At 70.4% G+C, this 19,957-nt stretch carries 19 protein-coding genes and 3 pseudogenes; 14 read left to right on the top strand and 8 right to left on the bottom strand.

The features are described 5' to 3' along the window. Positions 1-25: 25 nt before the first annotated feature. Entirely contained in the window at positions 26-442 is a 417-nt protein-coding gene (locus tag ACTWQC_RS31685) for an SHOCT domain-containing protein (protein WP_443319289.1), read from the bottom strand. Positions 443-1,013: 571 nt separating this feature from the next. Here ACTWQC_RS31685 and ACTWQC_RS31680 point away from each other — a divergent pair. The 4 genes and pseudogenes from ACTWQC_RS31680 to ACTWQC_RS31665 all read left to right on the top strand — a co-directional run. Next, positions 1,014-1,118, top strand: a pseudogene (locus ACTWQC_RS31680) (peptide-methionine (S)-S-oxide reductase MsrA); the annotation flags it as partial. Between the two features lie 91 nt (positions 1,119-1,209). Continuing rightward, a complete protein-coding gene (locus tag ACTWQC_RS31675; RefSeq protein ID WP_443319313.1) occupies positions 1,210-1,563 on the top strand; it encodes a DUF6247 family protein in 354 nt (117 codons plus the stop codon). Beyond that, complete coding sequence (locus tag ACTWQC_RS31670; protein WP_443319288.1) at positions 1,560-1,757, top strand: hypothetical protein; 198 nt, start codon at positions 1,560-1,562, stop codon at positions 1,755-1,757. The genes ACTWQC_RS31675 and ACTWQC_RS31670 overlap by 4 nt, the downstream gene beginning before the upstream one ends. 177 nt (positions 1,758-1,934) lie before the next feature. Continuing rightward, positions 1,935-2,066, top strand: a pseudogene (locus tag ACTWQC_RS31665) (peptide-methionine (S)-S-oxide reductase MsrA); the annotation flags it as partial. Positions 2,067-2,263: 197 nt separating this feature from the next. On the opposite strand, the gene ACTWQC_RS31660 reads toward ACTWQC_RS31665, so the two are convergent. The 3 genes from ACTWQC_RS31660 to ACTWQC_RS31650 all read right to left on the bottom strand — a co-directional run bounded on the left by ACTWQC_RS31660 (position 2,264) and on the right by ACTWQC_RS31650 (position 5,087). Further along, on the bottom strand, positions 2,264-2,953 hold the full coding sequence (locus ACTWQC_RS31660; RefSeq protein ID WP_443319287.1) for a haloacid dehalogenase type II: 690 nt from the start codon (positions 2,951-2,953) through the stop codon (positions 2,264-2,266). 403 nt (positions 2,954-3,356) lie between these two features. Next, a complete protein-coding gene (locus ACTWQC_RS31655; RefSeq protein WP_443319286.1) occupies positions 3,357-4,235 on the bottom strand; it encodes an alpha/beta fold hydrolase in 879 nt (292 codons plus the stop codon). 45 nt (positions 4,236-4,280) lie between these two features. Next, positions 4,281-5,087: a class II aldolase/adducin family protein gene (locus ACTWQC_RS31650; protein ID WP_443319285.1), complete on the bottom strand. Its 807-nt coding sequence runs from the start codon at positions 5,085-5,087 to the stop codon at positions 4,281-4,283. A 119-nt stretch (positions 5,088-5,206) separates the two neighbouring features. Here ACTWQC_RS31650 and ACTWQC_RS31645 point away from each other — a divergent pair, with 119 nt between their 5' ends. Beyond that, on the top strand, positions 5,207-5,824 hold the full coding sequence (locus ACTWQC_RS31645; RefSeq protein WP_443319284.1) for a TetR/AcrR family transcriptional regulator: 618 nt from the start codon (positions 5,207-5,209) through the stop codon (positions 5,822-5,824). 187 nt (positions 5,825-6,011) lie between these two features. On the opposite strand, the pseudogene ACTWQC_RS31640 reads toward ACTWQC_RS31645, so the two are convergent. Together ACTWQC_RS31640 and ACTWQC_RS31635 are read right to left on the bottom strand one after the other, a co-directional pair. Beyond that, positions 6,012-6,765 (bottom strand): annotated as a pseudogene (locus ACTWQC_RS31640) (glycosyltransferase); the annotation flags it as partial. 2 nt (positions 6,766-6,767) lie between these two features. Then, on the bottom strand, positions 6,768-7,178 hold the full coding sequence (locus ACTWQC_RS31635; protein ID WP_443319283.1) for a nuclear transport factor 2 family protein: 411 nt from the start codon (positions 7,176-7,178) through the stop codon (positions 6,768-6,770). Positions 7,179-7,249: 71 nt separating this feature from the next. On the opposite strand from ACTWQC_RS31635, the gene ACTWQC_RS31630 reads away from it, so the two are divergent. Continuing rightward, positions 7,250-8,167, top strand: a complete 918-nt coding sequence (locus ACTWQC_RS31630; protein WP_443319282.1) for a LysR family transcriptional regulator — start codon at positions 7,250-7,252, stop codon at positions 8,165-8,167. A 203-nt stretch (positions 8,168-8,370) separates the two neighbouring features. On the opposite strand, the gene ACTWQC_RS31625 is transcribed toward ACTWQC_RS31630, so the two are convergent. Next, complete coding sequence (locus ACTWQC_RS31625) at positions 8,371-9,567, bottom strand: trans-sulfuration enzyme family protein (protein WP_443319281.1); 1,197 nt, start codon at positions 9,565-9,567, stop codon at positions 8,371-8,373. A gap of 64 nt (positions 9,568-9,631) precedes the next feature. On the opposite strand from ACTWQC_RS31625, the gene yczR reads away from it, so the two are divergent. From yczR to ACTWQC_RS31585, 8 genes are all read left to right on the top strand, one after another. Then, positions 9,632-11,092 carry an aminotransferase class I/II-fold pyridoxal phosphate-dependent enzyme gene (yczR, locus tag ACTWQC_RS31620; protein ID WP_443319280.1) on the top strand — a complete coding sequence of 487 codons (1,461 nt, stop codon included), beginning with the start codon at positions 9,632-9,634 and terminating at the stop codon, positions 11,090-11,092. A 196-nt stretch (positions 11,093-11,288) separates the two neighbouring features. Beyond that, on the top strand, positions 11,289-11,480 hold the full coding sequence (locus ACTWQC_RS31615) for a hypothetical protein (protein WP_443319279.1): 192 nt from the start codon (positions 11,289-11,291) through the stop codon (positions 11,478-11,480). Between the two features lie 102 nt (positions 11,481-11,582). Further along, positions 11,583-12,404 (top strand): hypothetical protein, encoded by an 822-nt coding sequence (locus tag ACTWQC_RS31610; RefSeq protein WP_443319278.1) that lies wholly within the window; start codon positions 11,583-11,585, stop codon positions 12,402-12,404. After that, positions 12,404-13,348: a DUF6895 family protein gene (locus ACTWQC_RS31605; RefSeq protein ID WP_443319312.1), complete on the top strand. Its 945-nt coding sequence runs from the start codon at positions 12,404-12,406 to the stop codon at positions 13,346-13,348. The genes ACTWQC_RS31610 and ACTWQC_RS31605 overlap by 1 nt, the downstream gene beginning before the upstream one ends. Positions 13,349-13,352: 4 nt before the next feature. Further along, entirely contained in the window at positions 13,353-14,603 is a 1,251-nt protein-coding gene (locus tag ACTWQC_RS31600; RefSeq protein WP_443319277.1) for a serine hydrolase domain-containing protein, read from the top strand. A gap of 73 nt (positions 14,604-14,676) precedes the next feature. Beyond that, positions 14,677-15,090 (top strand): hypothetical protein, encoded by a 414-nt coding sequence (locus tag ACTWQC_RS31595; RefSeq protein WP_443319276.1) that lies wholly within the window; start codon positions 14,677-14,679, stop codon positions 15,088-15,090. An 82-nt stretch (positions 15,091-15,172) separates the two neighbouring features. Beyond that, positions 15,173-15,592: an acyl-CoA thioesterase gene (locus ACTWQC_RS31590; protein ID WP_443319275.1), complete on the top strand. Its 420-nt coding sequence runs from the start codon at positions 15,173-15,175 to the stop codon at positions 15,590-15,592. 138 nt (positions 15,593-15,730) lie between these two features. Next, positions 15,731-16,474 carry an SCO6745 family protein gene (locus tag ACTWQC_RS31585; protein ID WP_443319274.1) on the top strand — a complete coding sequence of 248 codons (744 nt, stop codon included), beginning with the start codon at positions 15,731-15,733 and terminating at the stop codon, positions 16,472-16,474. Positions 16,475-16,514: 40 nt separating this feature from the next. Here ACTWQC_RS31585 and ACTWQC_RS31580 read toward each other — a convergent pair whose 3' ends face one another. Beyond that, the gene (locus ACTWQC_RS31580) at positions 16,515-19,868 is read right to left on the bottom strand and encodes a S8 family peptidase (protein ID WP_443319273.1); all 3,354 of its coding nucleotides are present in this window, start codon (positions 19,866-19,868) and stop codon (positions 16,515-16,517) included. Between the last annotated feature and the right edge of the window lie 89 nt (positions 19,869-19,957).

Genomic DNA, 19,957 nt, shown 5'->3' with positions numbered 1-19,957 from the left:
GGATTCGCTGATGGGAGCCCTGGCATCAGCGCAGGATTTTCTCCTTGGTCTGCTGGAACTCCGCCTCCGAGATCTCACCTCGCGCCTTGAGCTCCGACAGTTTGGCCAACTCGTCCGCTGCGCTCATGCCACTGGTTCCAGCAACAGTCCTGCGGAGGTACTCCTCGAGCTCCTCCTGCCGTGCCTGTGCGTGCAGTGTTTCGCGCTTCCCCATCTCCTTGCCCCGGGTGATCACGTACACCAGGACGCCGAGGAACGGGACGACGATGACAAAGAGCAGCCAGCCAGCCTTCGCCCAACCGCTCAAGTCATGGTCACGGAATACGTCGGCTATGACTCTGAACAGCAGCATCAGCCAGACCACCCAGAGGAATATCCACATCACGGTCCAGAAGGCGCCCAGCACCGGATAGTCATACGCTAGGAACACATAGCCGTCCATCGCCATCCTCCTGCCACTGCGTGCCTGGGAGTTGGGATTCCATCGTCCGGCGAGACAGGCAACCTCACTTGCACCGTATGAGAGGTGCGGCTGCGGAGGCTGCGTCCACACCGTGGCAGCATCGAGCCGGGGGCGACCGGTTCTGGCATGACCGAGCAAGGACCATGATGTGGTCCTCCCTGTGGGGCCGCCTCAGAACCCGGCAAACCCACCCTCACGCAAACAGACTAGCCCCTAGCGGGGCATAGCGCCCATCGATTGCCCGTGGCGACCCCCCAGTCAGTAAGACCGGGTCTCCGTGGTGGAGCGTACGAGGACCTACGTTGAGCGCTCGAGCACGAGAGCCGATTGCCTGTGACTGAACCAACACGGTCCGTCATCTATTCCCGATTCGTACCGACCGAAGGCTCCCGTACGGTCTCGTGCACCTGGGTCACCGGCATGCAGCCTGCCCGGTGAACACCCGAGCAGGGGCGGCCGAGTCCACGCCCTGCACGTGCACGCAGCAAGCCGAAGGGGACGGCTCCCCCGACACAACGGACAGCGGTACCGCCAGGGCAGCAATACCGGCGACAGCAGCCACCAGCAGTACCTGGACGAGAACCCGAACGGCTACTGCGGCATCGGCGGCACGGGCGTCGCCTGCCCCGTGGGAGTGGCACGAGCGGACGGATAAGGCGCACGCCATCACTCATTCGGAGGACGGGGGTCTGTTTCTGCTGAGTAGGCTGTGCCCAGAGAGCAGGATCTCGCTCATGGGAGAAGCCGTGACCACCTCCGCCACCGAGGAGCCGCTCATTCCTCAACCGCCTGCCACCGCGACGGCGCTGCGGCAGGCAGTGGCCCAGATCGCGCCCGCGGCTCTTCCTGCCTTCACCCGTGAGCTGGACCACGCAGCGGACCAGTCACGTCAGGGGTCGGACCTCGCCCCGCTTCAGCGTTTTGTCGCCCAGTGGGCTGCGTACGTGCACATCCAGCGGTTTCCGCACCTGGCCCGGCGGCTGCGGCAACTGGAGGACATTGCGGCCACAGGAGACGCCGAGAAGGTCCGGGAGGCCGCGTCCGAGATCGGCCGCATCCTGGACGATGCCCACGCCGCTATCGCCGCCGCTCAACAGTGAGCCATAGCTGGCGCTGGGAGTACGACCCCGACTACGCACACGTCGCGGGAGGCATTCCCACCGAGATCGTCACCGAGGTTGAGCGTCTCGCCGATCAGCTCGTCGAACTGGCCGACACGGGTGTCGACCTCACCGACATCGGCAACGGACCACGCCCTGGTGGTCTACGTCGCATGGACGCGGCCGGCGGCTGATTCTACTTCCTGGCCGCCCCGAGGAGCCGACTGGTCATCGTCGTCAGAATCGTCCCACCCTTCCGGTCCCTCTAGCTGTTGCCGTCGTCGGAGTGCGATCCAATATGCCTGTCGGCGCAACGCACCGGGTGCGATCGTCTCAGCTTGTCGAAGGGCTTGCTTGAGAAACGGCGGCGCCACCAGCAGTACCTGGGCAAGAACCCGAACGGCTACTGCGGCATCGGGGGCACGGGCGTCAAGCTAAGTACCCCTTCGGAGACCAACTGGGGCCGCTCCTGCCCGACCGGAATTGCGCCTACTGACGGCTAACGATCCCGTCAGGCCAGGCTGTTCGACCCATACGACGAACCGGTGAGACCTACCTCAGGCATGGAGCTCGTGATCACATTCACGTTTCGAGATTCCGAAGGCCGCCGGTGGAAACGAAACAGTGGTAGCCAGCCGGAGCAGTGCGAAGCCCGTCCCGTCGGATAGGCAAGTCGCCTCCCAGACCGGGAGAGTGCTAGTTAGGCATTGTCGAGTTGGTCGGCCAGGTCGGCCAGGTCGTCGGCGTGCAGGTCGAACCGGTCCGAGGAGGTGGGCGGGTCGCCGACGGGGCGGGCGACGTAGGCGGAGCGCAGGCCGAGGCCCTGCGCTCCGCGCAGGTCCCAGGCGTGGGCGGCGACCATCAGCAGCCGCGCAGGCGGTCGTCCGGAGACGGTGACGGCCAGCTGGTAGACCGCTGGGTCCGGCTTGTAGGTCCGGACATCTTCGGCAGACAGGGCTTGGTGCCAGCGCAGTCCGGCGTGGGCGTTGAGTCCCAGCAGCGCCATCCGGCTCGCGTTGGAGAGTCCGATCAGCGGGAACCGTTCGGCGAGTCGGGCGAGCCCTGCCACGGTGTCGGGCCACGGCGGGAGCCGGCGACCTGACAGGGCCAGCGCCGCTACGGCGGTCGGGTCGTCGACTCCGGCGGCGTCGGCGACGAGCCGGGCGGCTTCCCAGTCGAGGACGTCGCTGGTGAGGTAGGGCCGGACGCCGTCGAGGATGCGACGTTGCTCGCGTTCGATGTGCTGCTGCCACAGCGACAAGAGCTGCTCGATCCTGGGATCGTCGAGCGACGGGTCGAGTTCACGTATGCCGGCGCGGATACCGGCGGGTTCGTCGACGAGCGTGCCGAGCACGTCGAACACGACGGCATCGATCTCTAGCTCTGACATGGGAGAGGTCTCCTGGACGAAGCAGGGCGTGAGAGTGGCTGTTAGCCGAACGTAGCGGGAAGCCACCCTGATTCCCGACCCGCACACGAGATCCGCACGCTCTGGGCCGCCCCGCTCCGCGACAGAGCAACCGCGCCGACGCCCTCTCGATGATCTGCAGCATGGGCAGCTTGGGGGTCGTGCACACCCTCGGCGAGCAGCGATTCCGCCCGTGCGGCGCGCCCACCTGCTGGGGAGTGTTCATCGGCACCACCCTGCCCGGTCGCCGCCGCTCCTGCATGCCGGCCCGTGCGGCAACCGCGTCAACGTCGCCAACCGCCGCGCCCGCCAAGCCAAAACGCACGACCGGCGCACCACCTCCGAGTAGGCGCCATAGCCCGCGGCGGGGCTTGTCCGCCCGGGGTCAGGCCAGGAAAGCCCGCAGCTCCGCGGCGAGTTCGCCGGGTAGCTCCTCGGGCAGCCAATGACCGCCCGGCAGTGGCTTGCCCTGGACGTCGGACGCGCATTCCTTCCAGGTGTCGAGTACGTCGTAGAGGGCTCCCATAGCCCCTTGGGCGCCCCAGAGGGCGAGGACCGGGCAGCGGACGCCGAGGCCGTGATCTGCCGTGTCGTGCTCGAGGTCGATGGTGGCTGCGGCGCGGTAGTCCTCGCACATCGCATGCAAAGTGGCGGGGTCCGTGAAGCAGCGCAGGTACTCGGCGAAGGCCGCCTCGGTCACGACCGAGGGGACGTAGCCGCGGAACGCCCAGTTGCGCAGGAAGAACTCGGCGTTCCCGGCGAGCAGTGTCTCCGGCAGGGGCGCTGGTTGGATCAGGAAGAACCAGTGGAAGTAGACGGTGGCCAGCTCTTTCGAGACCTCGGCGTAGACCCGGCGGGTCGGGACGATGTCCAGCACGGCCAGCTTCGACACCACGTCTGGATGGTCGAGTGCCATCCGATGGCCGACGCGGCCGCCACGGTCGTGACCGACCACGGCGAAGCGGTCGAACCCGAGCGAGGTCATGACCTCAACCTGGTCACGCGCCATCGCGCGCTTGGAGTGACCGTCGTGGCCCTGGCCGTCGGCGGGCTTGCCGCTGTCGCCGTAGCCGCGTAGGTCGGTGGCGACCACCGTGAAGTGCGGCGCCAGCAACGGAGCGACGCGATGCCACACGACGTGGGTCTGCGGCCAGCCGTGCAGCAGAAGCAGGGGCGGGCCGCTTCCGCCGATCACCCCGTTGATCGCCACACCGGCCGTCTCGCACCGGAACGCCTCGAACCCGGGAAAGAACGGTACGGTCACGCCGTCCACCTCCTTGTGACCGGGCGGCCGGCCCGCCCGGTCAGGTCAGTCGAACAGATCCGGGTCCGAGGCGACGATCTGGTCCCACAGCGGCTGGGCCTGGAACCAGCCCGCGCGGTGTGTGCCGATCTGCTCCCGGGTCGCCAGCGCGACGTCGCGGTCGATGTGCTTCGGGGTACCGGCGGCCATGGCGAGCAGCTGGGCCTGGCAGGAACGCTCCATGGTGACGAACCACCAGACGGCTTCCGCGACCGACTGACCGACGGTGAGCAGGCCGTGGTTCTGCAGAACGACCGCCTTGTGCGGGCCAAGTGCCGCTCCGATCCGCTTGCCTTCCTCGAGTTCGCTGACCACGCCCTGGTAGTCCGCGTACAGGCCCTGGTCCTCGAAGAACGCGCAGGCGTCCTGAGTGATCGGGGCGAGGGGAATCCCGAGGCTGGCGAAGGCCTTGCCGTACAGCGAATGTGCGTGCGCGGCGGCGAGCGCGTCCGGACGGGCGGCGTGCACCTGCGAGTGGATCACGAAGGCCGCCCGGTTCACCGGGCGGTCGCCGTGCAGTACGGCACCGGCGTGGTCGACCAGGATCAGATCGGACGCCTTGATCTGGTTGAAGCTCATGCCGAAGGGGTTGACCCAGAACGCCTGCGGGTTCTCCGGATCGCGCACGGTGATGTGGCCGGCGACGCCTTCGGAGAAGCCGAACTTGCCGAACAGCCGGAAGCCGGCGGCGAGCTGCTCCTTGCGGTACTTCCGCTCCGCCTCGACCGAGTCGAACGTCGGGGGCTTCGGAAGCGCGAGACCCTCGGGACTGGGACCGACAGCCGTAGCCGACTTTTGCACGGTGGTTGTCATGGCGCTTCCCTGAGATCGGTGGACGACCGTCCGGCCTATGGGATACATCGGTGTATCGGATACACCCGCGTATCCTGACCGAGGACCCGAGACACCGTCAAGGCGTAGGAAGAGGTGCGATGCCCAGAGGCGCGACGAAGAGACGCCCCCAGACCACGGCGGCACTGCTGAATGCCGCATTGGAGACGTTCGCCGAGCGGGGGTTCCATGCGGCGACGATCGAGCAGATCTGCGAGCGGGCCGGTTACACGCGGGGCGCCTTCTACTCCAACTTCCGCACCAAGGAGGATCTGTTCTTCGCCCTGTTCGACGCGCACAGCGACCGAGTGATCACGCGGCTGACGGACCTGGTCGAGAAGGCGGGCAGCGACGCGCTGGCGCTCGACCGCTTCACCCAGCTGATGTCACAGGTGGAGCCGAGCGAACGTACCTGGTATCTGGTGACGACCGAGTTCACCCTGTACGCGATCCGCAACCCCGAGGCCGCGCGCGTGCTGGCCGGGCGCGACGCGCGGCTACGCGCAGAGATCTCCCGGCTGCTCCTCGACGTCATCCGCCGCGCCGGCCGCAGGATCGACGTCGACCCCGACCAACTCGCTCGACTGCTGGTCGCGATGCGCGAAGGCGGCCTCGCACAGAGCTACGTCGAGCCCGATCGGCTACCGCCGGGAGAACTCGAACGGACGTTCCTTCCCACCCTGCTCCTCGGCGTCTCCACCGAACAGGACGGTCGCTGACCGGCCGGGCCCTACCGACGGACAGGGCCAAGCGCACCGCACCGAGCCGGAGCCCAAGAATCGCGAGCCCCGGCCACCGCATGGCATGACTGGGTTGCCGACGTCTGGCCCCCACCGCTATCGCGCCGACCGGGGACGGACTCGGCCGCCTCCGTCACGGTTCCGCGCTGCGCCCGGCCAGGGGCTGTCAGCCCGTGTTGACCTCTTGACGAAGCTGCTCGGTCGCCGATCCCGTCCGCTGCATACGGTGCCAGCGGAGCCGACTGCCGAGCAGCGCGGTGACCACGGACTGCACGACCACCAGATACATCAGCTGTCGGTAGACAAAGATCTGCAGCGGCATGGTCCACAGCGGCTCGAAGCGCTCACGGTCCAGTTGTAGCGCGTACACCGCACTGCACACCTGCACGGCCGTGAAGCCGAGCCAGACGGCACCCGCCTGTGCCGGGTCCTGGAAGAGCAGCCCATACAGGGCAAGGACGTCCACGAGTGGCGCGACCAGCGGCAGTACGGTCTGGAAGAGCGCGAGGTAACTGAGCCCGCGGCGGCCGAGCTTGCCCGCGGCGCCGCGCTCGACGACGGCATGGCGGTGCTTCCACATGGCCTGGAGGGTGCCGTAGCACCAGCGGTAGCGCTGTTTCCACAGTTGCCGCAATGAGGCCGGCGCCTCGGTCCAGGCGATGGCGGACTCCTCGTAGACGACCCGCCAGCCGGCCCGGCACAGCGCCATGGTGAGGTCGGTGTCCTCGGCGAGGGTGTCCTCACTGACGCCGCCGACGCCGGACAGCGCGTGGCGACGGAATGCGGCGGTCGAGATTGAAGCCGATGACGTACTCGAGGTGCTGCCAACGGCCCAGCATTCCCTGTCTGTTGCCGACCTTGGTGTTGCCGCTGATCGCGCCGACTGCGGGATCGGCGAAGGGCTGAATGAGATGGTGGACAGTTACGACGTCCGGACAGGGGCATCGAGGACCCGTTCGACCAGCGCTGTGTCGCAGTGCTCGACCACTTCGACGAGTTGCCCGTCGGCGACTCGGAAGATGTAGCAGTACGTCTGGTGGTAGGGATCACCGCGCTTGGTGGTGGCGTATCCACGGGCTTGGACCACGACGCGGTCGTCTTCGGCGATGATGAGGTCCGCATCGCTGCGGTAATCGGCGAGTTGGGCCATGAGAGGCCGCAGCAACTCGTCCAGGGCCACCGACTTCGGTCCCCAGATCCCCGACCATGACCAGTTTCCCGGCACGACCCACCGGAAGTCGTCGGCCATCGCCTCGCTCATCGCGCGCGTGTTTCCACGGGCCATCTCGTCGAAGATGTCCTGGAGCAGCTTCTTGTTCTCCGTAGTAGCCATGCGAATGAGGCTAGGCATGCCGCACCCATGCCACAAACGACGGTCTGGCATATCTGCTATCACTGTCTAGCATGGCTGACTTCACGATTCTGGGCCTGCGCGTGGTCCGCGAGGCAGCCCGCCGCGGCTCGTTCTCAACGGCGGCCGAGCGGCTGGGGTACACACAGTCGGCCGTCTCCCGCCAGATCTCGCTCATGGAGCAGGCAGCAGGCAGGGCGTTGTTCGAACGCCATGCACGCGGCGTCCAGCCCACCGAAGCGGGCCGCATCATCCTTCGTCATGCCGAAGCGGTCCTTGGTGAGCTCGACGCCGCCCGCCAAGACCTCCAGGACCTCGACGCGCGCCCGCCCGGCCGGCTGAGTGTCGGGGCCTTCTCCACCGCCCTCGCGGCGTTGGTCCCCCGAGCGCTAGCCGCCCTCGCCGAGCAGGAACCGCACACGCAGATACCGTTGCGCGAGGGGATGAGTCCCCGTCTGCTCACCGCTGTCGCGCGAGGACGCCTGGACCTGGCGGTGGTGACCCAGCCCCAGCAGGCACCGGACGGCGTCGAGGTGATCCGCCTTCTGGACGACCCCCTGCTCATCGCGGCCCCGCCGGACCATGCCCTCGCCGGCCGAGCAAGCGTCACGACCGCGATGCTCCGAAACGAACGATGGATCACCGCAAGCACAGAGCCGGGCGCAACACTCCTCGGAGCCTGGAGCGAGGCCACCTGGCGGCCCGATATCGCCTTCGTCGCGCGCGACTGGGTCGCCAAGCTCGGTCTCGTGGCCGCCGGACTGGGCATCACCGTGGTTCCCGGACTCGCCGTGCCGGCGATCCCCTCGGCCATCGCCGTCATCCGCATCGACCACCCCGCCGCCGTACGCACCACAGCGGTCGCCCAGCGCGCCGGTACCCCGGGCGAGCACCTCCGGCGAACCTTCACCGAGGCACTCCGCGACGCGGCAGCCGAGCTTTCCGCCCAACTCCGGCACAGATTGAGATAGCGGCAGGACAAGAGGCTGTTGACTCAGCGTTGGGACCGTTGATTTCGTCCACCGCCTCGGGGATCACACCACCTCAGCGAAAACTTCGCCTGACCGCGCTCGTACGGGCCGTGCCGGGCGGCGGGGGCTCGGTTCGGGCGCCCTCGCCGTGCTCAGCAGCCCGGCGCGATACGGCCGACAGCTGTCGGTGAAGCGACCGCCCTTCAGGCGACCTTGGCCAACGCCTGCTCGATGTCTGCCCACAGGTCGTCGGGGTGTTCGATGCCGACGGCGAGTCGGACCGTGCCCTCCCCGATGCCCGCCGCCGCCAGCGCCCCGGCGTCCAGCTGCCGGTGGGAGGTGCTCGCCGGATGCATGACGAGGGTTTTGACGTCGCCGAGCGACGGGCTGAGCGAGGCCACCCGTACGGCCTCGATGAAGGTGCGGCCCGCTTCCCGCCCGCCGGCCGGCTCGAAGGCCAGCACCCCACCGCCCGCGGCCAGCAGCCGCCGGGCGGTCGCGTGGTCCGGGTGGCCGGGCAGAGCCGGGTAGCGGACGCGGGAGACGCCGGGGTGGGCGGCCAGCCGCTCGGCGAGGGTGAGGGCGTTGGCGCACTGCCGCTCCATCCGCAGCGCCAGAGTCTGCATGCCGCGCAGGGTCAGCCAGGCCGCGAACGGGTCGGCCGAGGCGCCCTGCTCGACAGCGTGGTCCCGGATGCGCCGATGCAGCTCGGCGGATCGGAAGACGGCCACCCCGCCGAGGACGTCAGCGTGCCCACCGAGGTATTTCGTCGCCGAGTGGACGACGATGTCGGCGCCGTGCTCCAGGGGGCGGCACAGCATCGGTGAGGCGAAGGTGTTGTCCACGACGCTGGTGACCCCGTGTGTGGCGACCTCGCCGATCAGCGCCGGCAGGTCGGCCACCTGCGTGGTCGGATTGACGATCGTCTCGAGGTAGAGCAGGCGGGTGCGAGGCCGCAGCGCTTCCCGCACTTCGGCGGGGTCGTCACCGGATACGTAGGTCACCTCGACTCCCCACCGCTGGGCCAGGTCGTTCAGCACGGCGTAGGTACCCCCGTAGAGGCAGCGCTGGGCGATCACATGGTCGCCCGAGCTCAGCACCCCGAGCAGCACGGCGTTGATCGCGCCCATTCCCGAGGCGAAAGCCAGGCCGGCCGTGCCGCCCTCGAGACCGGCGACGGCGTCCTCCAGCGCCCGCACGGTCGGGTTGCCGAGCCGGCTGTAGAGGAAGGCAGCGTCCGGGTCCTGGAAGGCCGCGGCCATCTGGTCCGCGTCGTCGAACGAGAACACGTGCCCCTGGTAGATCGGAACTCCCAAGGGCTTACTGCCTGCGGGAAGCGGCACGTGCTGGTGAACGGTGCGGGTCTCCGGGTGAAGGCGGTGAAGGCGGTGAAGGCTCATGCCGTTCAGTCTTGCTGTCGGCCGGGTTGCCTCGACAGAGCCAATGAGGGAAATTGGTTTGCTTATGGAGCCAATCGAGTCTCTGGTCGCCATGCTCGGCCGCTGGTCCGCCGGGCGCGGCCCGCTCTACCTTCTTCTCGCCGCCCGTTTCCGCCAGTTGATCGACGAGGGACTGCTGCCGCCCGGGGCCGCTCTGCCCCCGGACCGAACCCTCGCCGCTGCCCTCGCGGTCGGCCGTACGACCGTGGTCACCGCCTACGACACCCTGCGCCAGGAGGGCAGGATCGTACGGCGCCAGGGCAGCGGCACACAGGTCGCCGCCGCCGCGCTCGCTCCGGAACCGCGGACGACGGGAACGTCCAACCCGCTCTTCCTGCACCTGCTGGAACAGCCCGACGACGTCATCCTGCTCAGCTGCGCCGCTCCCGACGGCCCTCCTGAGGAGCTGGCGCGGGCCTACGCGTCGATCACCCTCCCCACGAGGGACCTGGGCTACCACCCCGTCGGCCTCGCTGTGCTGCGGGAGGCACTCGCCGCCCGGTACACCGCGCGGGGCATAGCCACGACACCCGGGCAGATCCTCGTCACGACGGGCGCGCAGCAGGCCCTGTCGCTGCTCACCAGGCTGCTGGTGGCGCCCGGCGACCCGGTACTCGTCGAGGCCCCTACGTATCCGGGTGCGCTGGATCTGCTCCGGGAGGCCGCCGCGGCGCTGCACCCCATCCCCGTAGGACCGGACGGCGTGGACGTCGACGCCGCGATCCGGGCCATGACGGAGCACCGGCCCGTGCTGTCGTACGTGATCGCCTCCTACCAGAATCCGACAGGCGCCGTGCTGCCTCCGCTGGCTGCACGCCGGCTCGTGGCGGCGGCGGCCGAACTCGGCCTGCCGCTCGTCGACGACGAGGTGCTCGCCGACTTGACGTTCTCGGACGACCCCGGCGCCGTGCCGCGCCCATTGGCCGCGTTCGGTGACGCCGGCGAGGTGATCAGCGTGGGGTCGCTGAGCAAGGTGGCCTGGGGCGGGCTGCGCGTCGGATGGGTCCGCGGACCTGTCCCGCTGATCTCCCGGCTCGCGCGGCTCAAGGCCATCCACGACCTCGGCACGGACGTGCCGGCCCAGTTGGCGGCAGTCCATCTGTTGTCCGGTTTCGAGGAGCTGCGTGAGCGGAGGGTCGAGCAGCTGCGGCTGCGCCACGACCACCTGAGGGCCGAGCTCGCCCGTCGGCTGCCCTCCTGGAGGTGTCCGCCCGCCGCCGGAGGCCAGACCCTCTGGGTAGAGCTTCCCCACGGTGACGGGGTCTCGTTCGCACAAATCGCCATGCGGCATGGCGTGGCCGTGCTGCCGGGCACGACCGTGGATGCCCTCGGCGGCAGCCGTCCATATCTGCGGCTGCACTTCGCCACCTCGACCGACCTGCTGACCGAGGCCGTCCGCCGTCTCGCCGCAGCGTGGCAGGCCTTGGACGGCACGGCGCCTACGGCCCCTGCGGCTCCCGCGGCCCTCCATGGGATCGTCGTCTAGAAGGCGGCGGCCGCCAACTCCTCGTCGGCGCAGAGGAGTTCACCCCGGGGCCACCAGACCTTGACCACGCTGGGTAACGGCGGTCCCGAATAGGCGTTCACCCGCCTGAGTTACACCTTTTGTGATCTTTCAGGGGTGCGCTTAGCGTCGAGATGCAAAGCGCCATCGAGGGATGGCCTGTTCAAGGAGGGACGCCATGCGTACCCAGGAAACGACCCGTCCGTTCGGCATCGGCCTCGCTGCCCCGGTTGAAGACGCAGCGGTCATGGAGCTCACGGTCCGGCAGGAATCGGCCGTGAGCGACGCCCCGCAGTACACCCCGGAGGCAGCGCAAGCCTTTGCGATGCTGCTGTCGCCCAAGGAGCCCAAGGAGCGCAAGGACAAGTAGCAGAAGACCTGTCCTGAGCTCCCGGCAACAACGCTCAATCGAACCGCCCTCGGAATGACAACGGGCCCCGCCCGTGGCGCAGTTGGTGGAGGTGAACAGCGGATGCCAGTCACCGGCACCGCGCCGCGCGCGGAGTACGCGGAGGCGGTTGAGGAGCTCGCAACCCGTGTCCTCGGTGCCCTTGAGGGTGCCGAGGACACGGGGCTGCTGGCCGGTTTTCTGCGGAACGCGGACGACATCAAGGCGGCGCTGGCCGCCGTACGGGCACTCGGGGCCGATGCGCTCGCGCCGTACGTCCTGAGGGGTGTGCCGGTCGGCGCGGAGGAGGCCGACGCGGTGGCGGAGGCGCATCGCGTGTTTCCCCTCGTAGGGGCCGGCCCGGCCGACGCCCTGGTCATGGCGTGGCGCGACTGGGCCACCGCCCGGGTGCTGGCCTCGTCCGGCCGGCCCGTCCTCGATGCGCCGCAGCCCGGCGACATGTTGGAGGAGCCCGGCGGCGAGGACGGCACCGGCTGGCAGAGCTGGTCCGTACGGATGGCGCAGCTGGCACCGCTCGCCCTGCCCGGGCCGGACGGGCCCCGCAAACCCGGCCGGCCCGGTCAGCCGGGTCAGCCCAGCAAGCCGGGTCAGCCGGGCAAGCCGGGTAAGCCCAACGCGCTTGCCGCGCTTGACAGTCCGGTGCACGAGGCCGCGCGCCGCCACGTACGCGCCCTCGCCCGCGGCGCCGCGCGCTCGATGCTGCGCCGCGACCCCGCCACCGCGGCCGGGCTCGCGCGCTGGCTGGCGCTGGTTCGGGTCAGCGGGGCCGGAAGCCCGCTGGACCCGGCACCCCTGCTCGACCATGTGCTGCTGTTCCGTCCCGGCGACGCGCGTACGGCGCTGGACGTGACGATCGGTCAGTGGATGCTGCGGAGGGCGGGCTGATGAGTGCGCCGGTGACGACGACGGCCCACCAGGTGGCCACCCGGGCCTTCGACTGGCTCCGGCGGTCCGAGACGTACGGCGGCCTGCCCGCCGACAGCACCGCCGACCTGGCCGACCCCAACAGCGACTACAAACCGCTGGCGGAAACGGCCCTGGCCTGCTCCCTGATCCTGCGCGAGGGAGTCGCGGGCCCCCGAGAGGCCCAGACCGCCCGCGTGTTGCTCGACTTCGCGTGGCAACAGCTGCGCGAGGGAGACCTGCTGTACGAGCGGCAGCTGCGGCATCCGCTGATGACCGATCCGCTGGAGGTCTACGCGCACTTCGTACGGGCCGGTTACCGCCACACGCGCCTGGAGCGGCTCCTGAAGCATCTGAACGGCCTCCGCTCACGCCACGCCGCCGAGATGATGCCCAACCGCCGCCTCGCCGTCGCCAACGCGACCCGCATCGCCGGGTTCGCGACCGAGCAGGAGCAGGACTGGGACGCCCTCACCGCCGGCACCTGGCTCGGCCGCGCGCCCGAGCCGTGGGCCATCGACTGGATGACCGCGTACTGCCTCACCCACACCGTCTTCCACATCACCGACTGGGGTGCGCGGCCCGAGGCTCTGCCGCCCAGCCTCCAGTCTTATCTGACCACGTGGCTGCCGGTCTGGACGGACATCTGGAAGGAGGTCGCGCAGTGGGACCTCGTGACGGAGCTGCTGATCGTCGGCGCCTGCCTGGAGGAGCCGTACTGCGACCCCGTGGTCTGGGCGGAGATCGCCGCGGAACAGCACCCGGACGGCATGCTGCCGCGCGACGCGGACCCGGTGTCCGGCGATCCGGCCGAGGCGTTCAAGACCCACCAGCACACCACGGTCGTAGCGGCGGTCGCCGGAACCCTGACGCTGTCCCGCACGCTCGGCGCACCCGCGCCCGCGCCCGCCACCGTGCGGTCGTGACCAGGTGATCATCGGTACGCGGAAGGCGCGGACGCTGACGGGGCCGCCTCCCGCCGCGGACCCCGTCGACCGTACGGACCCGAGCCGTACGGAGCTGTGGCCGGCGGACCTGAGCCCCGCGGAACTGAGCCCCGCGGACCCGAGCCGTACGGACACGAGCCCCACGGACCTGAAGGGACGGCTCGCGGCTCTGACCGGCGCCGTACCCCACGGCACGGCCGTCGTCGCCGCGGCCATCAGCGGCCCCGAGCAGGCGCTGTTCTGCCACGGCAGCCCCGGCCACGGCCCAGGTGTCACCGTCGGGCCGGACACCCGTTTCGAGATCGGCTCGCTCACCAAGACGTTCACCGCGCTGCTGCTCGCCGACATGGCCGCGCGCGGCGAAGTACGCCTCGACGACCCGATCACCGCCCACTTGCCCCCCGGCGCAGCGCCCCGCCACCCCTCCGCCCGGCGCATCACCCTGCTGCACCTGGCCACTCACACCTCGGGCCTGCCGCGGCTCCCCGCCAACGTCTACCCCGTCGCCCTCCCCCGCTGGGGCACCAACCCGTACGCGGGCTACTCCCCCGAGCAACTGCTCCGCGCGATCGCGCACGCCCGGCCCCGCAGCCGCCCCGGCACGCGGGTGCACTACTCCAACTTCGGTGTCGGCCTCCTCGGACGCCTCCTCGCCGAGGCGGCCGGGGACACGTACGAGCACCTGATCGCCGACCGCGTCTGCGCTCCCCTCGGCATGACCGCCACAGCCACGGCCGCTGCCCCGGCCGCGGACCGCGCGACAGGGCACCGCCGCCGCGGCGAGCCCGTGCCGCCGTGGCGGATCCCCGGCCTTCCCGGGGCGGGCTGCCTCGCCTCGAGCGCCGCCGACCTGCTGCGCTACCTCGACGCCCACCTCGACCCCGACCGGGCCCCCACCACAGCCGCCGCCTCGTCCCTCGCCGCTGCCCTGCACGACGTACGACGCCCGCGCCTGGCCGTGCCGCGCACCGGCGACCGGCTCTGCCTGGTCTGGAACCTGCGCTCCTTCCCCGGGCGGGCCCCCGGTACCAGCCCCGGCCCCGGTCCCCGCCCCGGTTACGACCTGCTGTTCCACTCCGGCGGTACGCGCGGCTTCACCGCGTTCGCGGGCTTCTCCCCGCAGGCGGGTGTCGCCCTGGCCGCGGTGGCCAACACCGCCCCCAGCCTGCGCGGCACCTTCGTCCAGGCCGCGTACCGCCGGCTGGGGTCCCTGGTCCGCGAGCGGACTGCCTGATCCACTGATCCAGTTGCTTCCGGGGCTCGTCGGGTGTGCCCTGGTGTGAGAAGGGTGGAGAGAGGAGTCCGCCATGTCCGCTTCCGCTCAGCCCGGCATACCCGCCAAACCCACGGTCCCGGCCCTGCCCGGACGGCGCCGTCACGGGAGGGCGTTCGTGGCCGTCCCGCTGCTGCTGGGAATCGCCTACGGCCTCTACGCCGCCTTCCTCACCAGCAACAACGGCGCGTCCAACACCCGCATCATGCTGGACTCGTTCGTGGGCGGCGCCGTGGTCGCCGTGCTCTCGTTCCTCATCGGGGCCGCGCAGACCCGGCTGCCACGGGAGCGCCGAGCGGCCGCGTACGGAGGGCTCTTCGGCATCGTGATGGGCTACCTGCTCAGCCTCAGCGGTGAGACGTGGCTGAAGGCAGGATTCCTCGGGCTGATCCTCGGCCTGTCGATGGGGCTGATCGTCTTCTACGTCCGCTACACGCACGAGACCTGACGGTCCGGCAGGAGGGAAAATCTCTTGGGGACTTCGGGGAACTGCCCGCGGTCCCCGGCTCGCCATGCGCGAGGATGGCGGCATGACTCAGCCGTTCACCGTTCGGATCACCGTCCGTGGCTACGAGACGGACTCACAGGGGCACCTCAACACCAGCGTGTATACGCAGTACGCGGAGCACGCCCGCTGGAGCCTCGTCCAGGCCGCCGGAATCCGGCAGAGCGAGCTGGTCGAGAAGGGCGTGGGACCGGTCAACCTGGAGAGCACGATCAAGTTCCACCGCGAGCTGCGCGCGGGCGACGAGGTCGAGGTGTCCTGCGCGTTCGTGTGGGGCGAAGGCAAGACGTTCCGGGTCGAGCAGTCCTTCCGCCGCGGCGACGAGCTGGTCGCGGAGCTCAGCAGCGTCGGCGGGATCATGGACCTCCGGGAGCGGCGGCTGGTGCCCGACCCGCGCGCCGCCTTCCGTGAGTTCGCCTCCGACCCGGCGGTCCTCGGCCTCTGACGAGCCCACCGCCTCTGACGGCCGGCCACCTCTGACGGTCCGGCCACCTCTGACGGTCCGGCCGCCCCGCACGCAGCGTGCGGCCGGGACTGCGCGGAAACGGCCACCGTCCCGCGCGGAGCGCAGTACGTTCCGGACATGACATTCGCAGCGGACACGTTCAGCGCGGTCGTACGGCTCGGCGGCCGGTTCATGACCTCTCCGGACATGACGGCGCGGGGAGCGGAGTTGGGCCTGGCCGACCGGCTGCTGTACTTCCGCGGGAGGGCCGGCGTGCTCGGCACGGCCCCGCCCGTCGTCGTCACCCAGGTGCTCGGGATCTTCCCGGCCTGGATCATCGACTACACCTGGGAGAACAGCGCGGGCGTCACCCCGGAGCAGGCCGTGACGGCGTACGCGCAGGGGTGCTGGGACTGGGGCCGGAACCATCTCACCGGCACGCCGGAAGCGGTCCGTACCGCACGGCTCGCGCACCGGGTGGTGGACGCCGCGGACGGCAGCGCGCTGCCGCTGTTCACGGGCTGGCGGGCGGCCAGGCGCCCCTACGACACGGACGGCCCCGCCGCTCTCGCGCACGCGCTCATGCTGCTGCGCGAGTTGCGCGGCGGGCTGCACTTCGGGGCGCTGCGGGCCTGCGGGCTGGGCGTCACGGAGGCGGTCGTCGCCGACCCGGGCGGGGGGCGTGCGCGGCTGCTGCGCACGGCCTGGCCCGAGGACGAGGCGGATGCCCTCGTGGCGCGGGCGGGGAAGATCCCGGATCTGACGGAGCGGTGGCGGCGCGCGGAGCGGCTCACGGAGGACGCGTTCGACCGGGCGGTCGCGGCGACGCTGCCGGAGGCGGAGCTCGTCGAACTGCGGGAGCGGCTGGTCGCCCTCGGGTGACCAGCCGCTCGCTCCTGCAGGCTGGGGCGTTCCGGCAGCCCTACTTGCCCAGGTAGGCGTTGTAGAGCGTCTGCGACAGGGTGTTGCCCTGCTTGTCGGTGACATTGGCCCGGAAGGAGATGCCCTTCCCGGCCTTCGGGTTCTTCACCGTCACCTTGCCGCCGCTGACCTTGACCTTCCGCCAGTGCGCGCCGCCGTCGTACGACACGTACACGGCCAGCGACTTGAGGTTCCGGCCCGCGCCCGAGCCCTGGACCGCGACCGGGACGGCGGCCGTCGCTCCGGCCTTGGCGGTGCTGTCCGCCGCCAGCGCCGGGGTGAAGCGGACCGCCGAGGCGGGGAGCTGGGTCTGCTCGCTCGTCTTCCTCGACGTGAACGTCCAGCTCGCGGTCAGCTTGGTGGTCACCGCGGCGACCTTGCTCCGGGTGACCGAGGTGGTGAGCTTGTAGCGGGCCTTGCCCGCCGGCACCCGGAAGGCCTTCTCGCCGGTCAGCGGGTCGTCATTGGTGCCGACCTTGGTGCCGTTCCGGTAGAGCGTGGTGACCGCCTTGTCGTACACCGAGCCGCCGACGTGGCCCTTGCCGTCCGCGTGCACCGGCAGGTAGCCGGACAGGCTGTTGCCCTCGCGGAAGATGCCGTACTCCTTGCTCACCTTCGGCCCGAAGACGCCGACGTTGCAGACCTTCTCGTAGCTCTTCCCCGCCTTGTACGGCTTGGCGCCGATCGAGTAGGCCACCTCGGGCGCCCAGGGGTCGGGGCCGTCCTGCTCGAAGTCGAAGGCCCACTCCACGCCGGCCGCGTTGACGTACGAGGTCCTGGTGCCCGGCAGCTTGACCGGGGCCGCGTACGCGGAGCTGCCGAAGCTCCCGGGGATGTAGCCCCACGCCCACAGGCGGCCGGTCTTGTTCCTGACCGAGGCGCCCAGCTTCCCGGTGATCTTGGCGAGTTCGCCCTTCTCGGTGTGCTTGGTGTAGCCGGTCGCGAGCTTGCTCACCGTGCCGCCGTACGCCAGGTCGTACTGGGCGGCGGCGCTGGTCCAGGTGCCGGCCCACTGCTGGAACAGCTCACCGGCCGCTGGCTTGGGGCCGAGGTGCGCGGTGCGGAAGCCCTGGTAGGAGTCGAGCCACCAGCCGTAGCCGTACCCGCCGTCCTCGGTCTGGACCGAGAAGTCGGCCGAGGCGTTCTTCGGCTTCGCCGCGCTGTCCGGGACCCTGATGTCGACCGGCTTCGCGGTCCGGGCGTCGACCGTCACCGTGGTGTCCTTGGTGATGTCGAGCTTGGGCTGATTGATCCAGTCGATCCCCTTGGTCGCGTCCTCCTCGTCGACGAGAACGCTGGAGCTGAGGATGTAACGGCCCTTGGGGACGCGGATCGTGGCGGTGCCGCTCTCGTCGTACGGCGCGAAGAACTTCCCGGCGCCCAGGCCGCTGACGCCGTCCACGGTGGTTCCGTAGATCTTGGTCGGCTCGCCGTCGCGCCCCAGGTGCCTGACCGTCAGGTCGTACGACTCGACCTCGCGGTCCACCGCGGCCGCCGTGCGGACGGTCTGCCCGCCGCCGGTCGCCGTGATCACCGCGCCGTACGCCCCGTCGAGCATCCCGCCGAGCCGGGTGTCCACGGTGGCCGACACCGTGCCCTCGGCCTTCGGCTCGAGGGTGAGCTGCTTCGTGTCGATGCCGAACATCCCGGCGGGCGCGGGCTTTCCGTCCGGTCCCGTGCCCTGGACGGCGAGGTCGAGGGTGACCGGCTCGGTGCCGAGGTTGCGGTAGGTGACGGCCTTCGTCACCGGCTTGTCGTCGGTGTGCGGCCAGGCCTGGGTGCCGAAGCTCACCGACACCGGCTCGGCGACGACGGTCTGCTTGATGGCCGCGGAGACGTCGACCCGTCCGGACCCCTGCTGGAAGGGGGTGTAGTCACCGGGCTTGGTGGAGCCGGTGAGCGCGGACTTGAGCTGTGCGCCGGTCCAGTCGGGGTGCTGCTGAGCGAGGATCGCCGCGGCGCCCGCGACGTGCGGGGTGGCCATGGACGTACCGGAGATGGCGACATAGCCGTCCGCGACCGGTGTGCCCTCCTCGGCGACGATGCTGCCGGGGGCGGCAGCGGCGCCGATGTCCACGCCGGGCGCGGTCAGGTCGGGCTTGACGGCTCCGTCCCCGACGCGCGGCCCTGTGCTGGAGAAGGAAGCGAGCCTGTCCTCCTTGTCGACGGCGCCGACGGTGAGCGCGGCGTCCGCGCTGCCCGGCGAGCCGACGGTGCCGGGGCCGAAGTCGCCCTCGTTGCCCGCCGCGATGACGAACAGCGTGCCCTTCTCGGCGGAGATCCGGTTGACGGCCTCCTCGAGCGGGTCGACGCCCGGGGAGTCCGGGCCGCCGAGGCTGAGGTTGACGATGTCGGCGCCTTCCGCGGCGGCCCACTCGAGGCCCGCGATGATGCCCGAGTCCTCGCCCGAGCCCTCGTCGCCCAGAACCTTTCCGTCCAGCAGCCGTGCGCCCGGCGCGACGCCCTTGTACGTGCCGCCCGACTTGGCGCCCGTACCCGCCGAGATGGAGGCGACGTGCGTGCCGTGGCCGTAGCGGTCCTTGCTGTCGGCCGCGTCCGAGAAGTTCTTCTCGGCGATCTCCTGGCCCGCCAGGTCCGGGTGGGTCTGGTCGACACCGGTGTCCAGGACGGCGATCTTCGCGCCCTTGCCGTCGAATCCGGCCTTCCATGCCTCGGGCGCGCCGATCTGCGGCACGCTCTTGTCGAGGCTGGCCCGGTGGATGGCGTCGAGCCAGACCGCGCCGACGCCGGAGGCGGCCGTACGGAATCCGGCGGCTCCTTGCGGCTCGCTGGTCAGCGCGTCCCAGGCCGCGGAGGCGGCCTCCCCCTGCCCGGTCCGCACGGCCTCGGCGCCCAGCTTCGGGAAGCTGCGGCGCACGTCGGTGCCTCCGGCGGCGCGCAGTTCGGACTTGGCGGCGGGGCGGGAGCCCTTGTAGGTGACGATGAGCCGCAGGCCTTCGCGGTGGGCCTTGCGGTACTCGGGGCGGCTGAGCAGGCCGACGTCGAACAGCCGCTGGTCGACCCGCCCTTCGCGGATCAGCTTCTGGGCGTCCCGCGGCACGACGTACGCGTGCTTGCCGGAGCGCTGGACCTGTACGGGTATGTGCTCGCGCCCCTCGGCGCGCTGGATGCCGACCGGGCGGCCCTTGGCGTCGACGGCGATCCGGTCGCCGGTGAGGAGGGTGACCCAGTGCTTGGCCGGGCCGCCCTTGCTCGGGGCGGACGACGCCGACGGGGCCGTGGTCGCGGCCCGCTCTCCGGCCACTGACGGCGAGGCGGTCAGTCCCGCCGTCATCGCGATGGCCGCGGCCATGGCGATCGTGGTTGCTCCGGCCGTTTTGAGTTGTCTGTGCAACTTTCCCCCTGGTGAGTTCAGTTCACCGTTACGGAAGCCCTCGGCCCCCTGCACACGGAGTATGCAGGGGGTGGTACACCAGTTCAACA

Source organism: Streptomyces sp. 8N616 (assembly GCF_052246385.1).
Lineage (GTDB): Bacteria > Actinomycetota > Actinomycetes > Streptomycetales > Streptomycetaceae > Streptomyces.
This window is presented reverse-complemented; position numbering and strand designations above follow the sequence as displayed.